This window comes from Citrobacter sp. TBCS-14, from assembly GCF_005280805.1.
In the GTDB taxonomy this organism is placed as follows: domain Bacteria; phylum Pseudomonadota; class Gammaproteobacteria; order Enterobacterales; family Enterobacteriaceae; genus Citrobacter; species Citrobacter gillenii.
This window is the reverse complement of record NZ_SZWM01001317.1, coordinates 1-290: the sequence shown is the minus strand read 5'-3', so window position 1 is coordinate 290 and position 290 is coordinate 1. Positions and strand designations below refer to the sequence as shown.

General features: G+C 53.1%; 1 protein-coding gene. It reads right to left on the bottom strand.

All coding sequences use genetic code 11. The features are described from left to right. The coding region (locus tag FDX22_RS32350; protein WP_255433096.1) for a TonB-dependent receptor domain-containing protein at positions 1–290 on the bottom strand (290 nt) is incomplete at both ends.

The following is a 290-nucleotide window of genomic DNA, read 5'->3' as shown; positions in this document are numbered from 1 at the left end:
CCCAGCGTCATTCTCATAGTAAAGCCCGGTTTCGTAACTGGTACTTTCTTCAGGTTTAAGGTTCGGGTTCCCGACGGTATTGACCGTCCCCTGTGCCGTTACGCCACTGATGCCATTATGAAGTTGGCTGAGTGATGGCGCTTTATAACCCGTTGTGACGCCGCCTTTGAGGGTCCACTCATCGGATACGTCCCAGACCATATAGGCACGTGGGCTGAGGTGCCCACCAAAGACGTCATTATGTTCATAGCGAGTCCCCACGGTTAAGGCCAGAGAATCGAGGATATGCC